A 4126-nucleotide genomic window follows, 5' to 3' on the forward strand; every position below is an offset into this window, starting at 1 on the left:
CCAGCGCCGCCGCCCTCGAGGGCGGCGGCGCCGGTCGTACAATCGTGTTCTGCCGCACCCGCGCCTACGCCGAGCACGTCGCCGAGCTGCTGACCGGAGCCGGTCTGCGCGCCGTGGCGCTGCACGGCGATCTCTCGCAGGCGAGGCGCGAACGCAACCTCGAGAAGTTCGCCGGAGGCAAGGCCGACATCCTCGTCGCGACAGACGTCGCCGCCCGCGGGATCCATGTCGACGACGTCGACCTGGTGCTGCAGGCCGATCCCCCCGACGATCCGAAGGCCTACGTGCACCGGGCCGGACGCACCGGCCGCGTCGGCAAGGGCGGCACCGTGCTGACCGTGATCCCGCGCACGCGCCAGAAGCGCACGCGGGAACTCCTCGCGGCGCTCGGCCTCGAGCCGAGCTCCTTCGCGGACTTCGTGCCCGCGTCCGGGGACTGAGCCGTGGGGTGAGCCGTGCCGCCGTCGGTCGACGGCCCGGGGCCAGCGCACCGGCGCGGACGCTCGTGCGCGTCAGTCGACCCGATCCAGCGCTGCGCGCAGATCGGCGATCAGGTCCTCAGCCGATTCGAGCCCGATCGAGAGCCGCAGCAGGCCCTCGCCGATGCCGAGACGCTCCTTGATCTCGACCGGGAACGTCGCGTGCGTCGACGTGCACGGATGCAGCACCATCGAGCGGGTATCGCCGATCCCGGTCATGCGGGAGAAGATGCGCAACCCGTCGAAGAAGGCGCGCGCGCCCTCGCGGCCGCCGCGCACCGTCACACCGAAGACCGAACCGGTTCCCGCCGCAGCGCCCTCAGCGGCGTCCTCCGCCGGGGCGCCGTAGTCGCGCACCGCGAGCCCGTAGAGCGGGTGACCGGGGAGGCCGGCGTAGTCGACGCACTCCACCTCGGGCTGCTCCGCGAGCCAGCTCGCGATCTCGACCGACGTCTCCACGTGCCGCTCCATCCGCAGCGACAGCGTCTCCATGCCCTGATGTAGCAGGAACCCGTTGAACGGCGACAGCGACGGGCCGATGTCGTTGACGACGGCCTCCCGCGTGGCGCGGGCGTAGGCGCCGGGGCCGAAGCGATCCAGCATCGAACGCAGACCCGGCCGCGGCGCCGCGGTGATGAGCGGGAAGGATCGGCCGGCTCTCTCCGCCGCCTCCCAGTCGAAGGTGCCGCCGTCGACGATCGCCCCTCCGACGGCCGCGCCGTGTCCGGTGAGGAACTTGGTCGTGGAATGCACCACGATGTCCGCACCGTGCTCGAAGGGGCGGATCAGCGCGGGCGTCCCGACGGTGTTGTCGACCACCAGCGGCAGGTTGTAGCGGGCCGCGACCTCGGCGACGCGTCGCATGTCGACGATGTCGTTGCGCGGGTTCGGGATCGACTCGGTGTAGATCGCCTTCGTGCTCGGGCGGATCGCGCGCTCCCACTCGGCGTCGTCATCGATGTCCCACACGTAGTCGACCTCGATGCCGAAGCGCGCGAAGCTGCGGCCGAAGAGGATGCGGGTGCCGCCGTAGATGGAGGCGGTCGACACGATGTGGTCGCCGCCCTTGGCGAGCGCGAAGAGCGCCGACGAGATCGCCGCCTGGCCGCTCGAGACGGCCACGGCCGAGACGCCGCCCTCGAGCGAGGCGAGCCGCTCCTCGGCCACCGCATTCGTCGGATTGCCCTGTCGCGAGTAGATCGGCCCCGGCGTTGCCTCGTCGTCCCCGAAGAAGGCGCCGGCGCCCGATCGGTCGGGCACCCCCGAGAAGCGCTCGACCTGGTCGTCGAAGTCCTCGAACACGTAGCCGGCCGACAGCGCGATGGGGGGCACCCGGAGCCCGTTGTTCGCGTCGGGGTACTCGCCCGCGTGGACCTCACGGGTCTCGAAGTCGAAGCCCTCCCAGTCGACGATCGGATCGTTCGCCGCGCCCTGGCGGGTCGTCCGGTCCGCGTGCTCCGCCGCGCTCATCGTGCAGCCTCCGTCCCGGCGTGCTCGCCGTGAGCAGCGTGCTCGGTCGATTCGGCGGCCGGTCCCGCGGGTTGCGCCGATCCCGCGTGTTCCGCCGGTCCTGTCCCTTCGGGACGAGCGGGCAGGATCGCGGCGATCCGCTCGACCGCCTCCACCAGGGTCTCGGGCGCGCAGGCCAGGTTGAGCCGTGCGTGGCCGGCACCACCGGGCCCGAAGTGCGCACCGTCGTTCAGGGCGACGCGGGCATCGTGCAGGATCCGGCCCTGGGGGTCGTCGCCGAGCCCGGCGCCCCGGAGGTCGAGCCAGGCGAGGTAGCCGGCGGACGGGCGGGTCGTCGTGATGCCGGGCAGCCGATCCGCGACGAGCGACGCGAAGAGCGCCTCGTTCGCCTGCACCTGCGCGATCGTCCGATCCAACCAGTCGCGCCCATCGCGGAAGGCGGCGACGTTCGCATGCAGGCCGAGGATGCTGGCCCGCGTCGTCGTCTCAGGGGGAAGCCCCTGCAGCAGGCTGTTCGCGCGGTCGTCGGCGGCGATGAGCACCGAGCACTTGGCGCCGGCGAGGTTCCATCCCTTGCTCGCCGATGTCGCGGTCGCGGAGAGCGCCCCGACCTCTGCGGCCAGCGGCGCGAACGGCGTGAAGGTCTGCCCCGCCCAGGTGAGCGGGGCGTGGATCTCGTCCGAGAGCACGAAGACGTCGTGCTCGGCCGCGAGGCGCGCGAGCTCGGCGAGCGACTCGCGGGAGAACGGCACACCATGTGGGTTGTGCGGGTTGCAGAGGAGGAAGGCGTCGACACCGCGATCCGAGGCGAACTCCCTGCGGATCTCGGCGAGATCCAGCTGGTGCGCCCCATCGTCGGCGTCGGCGTCGGTTCCGCCGCCGGTGCTGGTGCCGGCGTCGGCGTCGGCGTGCGAGGAGAGCAGCGGGATCTCGACGATCTCGAACGGGAGCTCCTCGAGCATCTCGTAGAACCCCGGGTAGACCGGTGTCGGCAGCACGAGGCGAGGGCGCGCGTCAGGATCGTCCGGGGAGGAGCCCGTCGTGCGCTTCGACGCACCGAGCCGATCCCGCTGCGCCAGGAACACCCGCAGCGCCTCCACCACCCCGGTCGCCACGTCGGTGGCCAGGTGCACGTGCGCGTGAGGGACCTCCCATCCCCAGCGATCCCTCGCGAACTCCGCGAACGCAGGAGCGAGGGGACCCGGGTTGTCGAGGTAGCCGGTGTCAGAGAGTTCGACCCGCTCTATCAGCGCCGAACGGATCTCGGCGGCGACGGCGAAGTCCATCTCGGCGACGAAGAGCGGCAGGACGTCGGCGGGGAACCGCGTCCACTTGAGACTGGTGCGCTGCTCGCGGAGACGCGCCGGGTCGAGTTCGGACCAGGGCGCGCCCGAAGGGTCGACCCCCGTGCCCAATGCGGTCCGATAACAGTCCTCGTCGCTCATGCTCTCATTCTGCGCCTGTTGCGCCAGATGCGGGTGCTCGCCCCGTCATATCGCGTAACCGGCTCGGCGCACATGACTGCGGGCGTGCTCGACGGCCGGCTCGAGCTCGGCGAAGAGGTGGTTCGGGTGCCGCAGCGCGCCGATCGCCCCGCTGCGTTCGAGCAGCGGGAGATGCTCGGGCCGCACGCCCTTGATGAGCACGGTGGCGCCGCGGCGCTCCAGCGCGGTGACCATCTCTCCGAGAGCGTTCGCGCCGGTCGAGTCCACCAGCTGCAGCCCCGAGAGGCGCAGGATCACCACGGCGACGTCGTCCCGCGCCGCGACCTCGTCGAGCAGTCGTTCGGCAGCCCCGAAGAACAGAGACCCCTCGACCCGGAACAGCGCGATGCGCTCGTCACCCGGCTGCGGGTCCCCCGGCAGCGGCTCGAGGTGCGCGCCGCTCATGCGGCTCAGCGCGCGGAGCGCGAAGAACGCGGCGGCGGCGATGCCGATGCCCACGGCGATCACCAGGTCGAAGGCGACCGTGACGAAAGCGGTGACCAGGAACACCGCAGCACTCGATCTGCCGGATCGCGCTACGCGGCGGAACGTCGACACCGATACCATGCGGGCGGCGGTGACCATCAGCACGCCCGCGAGCGCCGCGAGAGGGATCCGCGACACGATGCCGGCGGCGGCGATCACGACGAGCAGCAGGAGCAGCGCATGGGCGATCGCCGCGGCACGGGTCCG

4 protein-coding genes are annotated in these 4126 nt (G+C 71.9%); 1 reads left to right on the forward strand and 3 read right to left on the reverse strand.

The genetic code is table 11. The features are described from left to right. A partial coding sequence (locus tag ACFPZL_RS10695) for a helicase-related protein (protein ID WP_382335377.1) occupies window positions 1–440 on the forward strand: 440 nt, incomplete at its 5' end. A 72-nt stretch (window positions 441–512) separates the two neighbouring features. Here ACFPZL_RS10695 and ACFPZL_RS10700 read toward each other — a convergent pair. From ACFPZL_RS10700 to ACFPZL_RS10710, 3 genes are all read right to left on the reverse strand, one after another. Then, window positions 513–1949, reverse strand: coding sequence for an O-acetylhomoserine aminocarboxypropyltransferase/cysteine synthase family protein (locus ACFPZL_RS10700; protein ID WP_218116040.1), 1437 nt, complete (start codon window positions 1947–1949; stop codon window positions 513–515). Then, the gene (locus ACFPZL_RS10705) at window positions 1946–3394 is read right to left on the reverse strand and encodes a MalY/PatB family protein (RefSeq protein WP_218116041.1); all 1449 of its coding nucleotides are present in this window, start codon (window positions 3392–3394) and stop codon (window positions 1946–1948) included. Before ACFPZL_RS10705 ends, ACFPZL_RS10700 begins: the two co-directional genes overlap by 4 nt. Before the next feature lie 45 nt (window positions 3395–3439). Further along, a partial coding sequence (locus ACFPZL_RS10710) for an STAS domain-containing protein (RefSeq protein ID WP_382335379.1) occupies window positions 3440–4126 on the reverse strand: 687 nt, incomplete at its 5' end.

This window comes from Leucobacter soli, assembly GCF_042659205.1.
Classification (GTDB): Bacteria; Actinomycetota; Actinomycetes; order Actinomycetales; family Microbacteriaceae; genus Leucobacter; species Leucobacter soli.

Coding starts and splice junctions, on each gene's coding strand:
- ACFPZL_RS10700 (WP_218116040.1), bottom strand. CDS start 1,949: ATGAGCGCGGCGGAGCACGCGGACCGGACGACCCGCCAGGGCGCGGCG.
- ACFPZL_RS10705 (WP_218116041.1), bottom strand. CDS start 3,394: ATGAGCGACGAGGACTGTTATCGGACCGCATTGGGCACGGGGGTCGAC.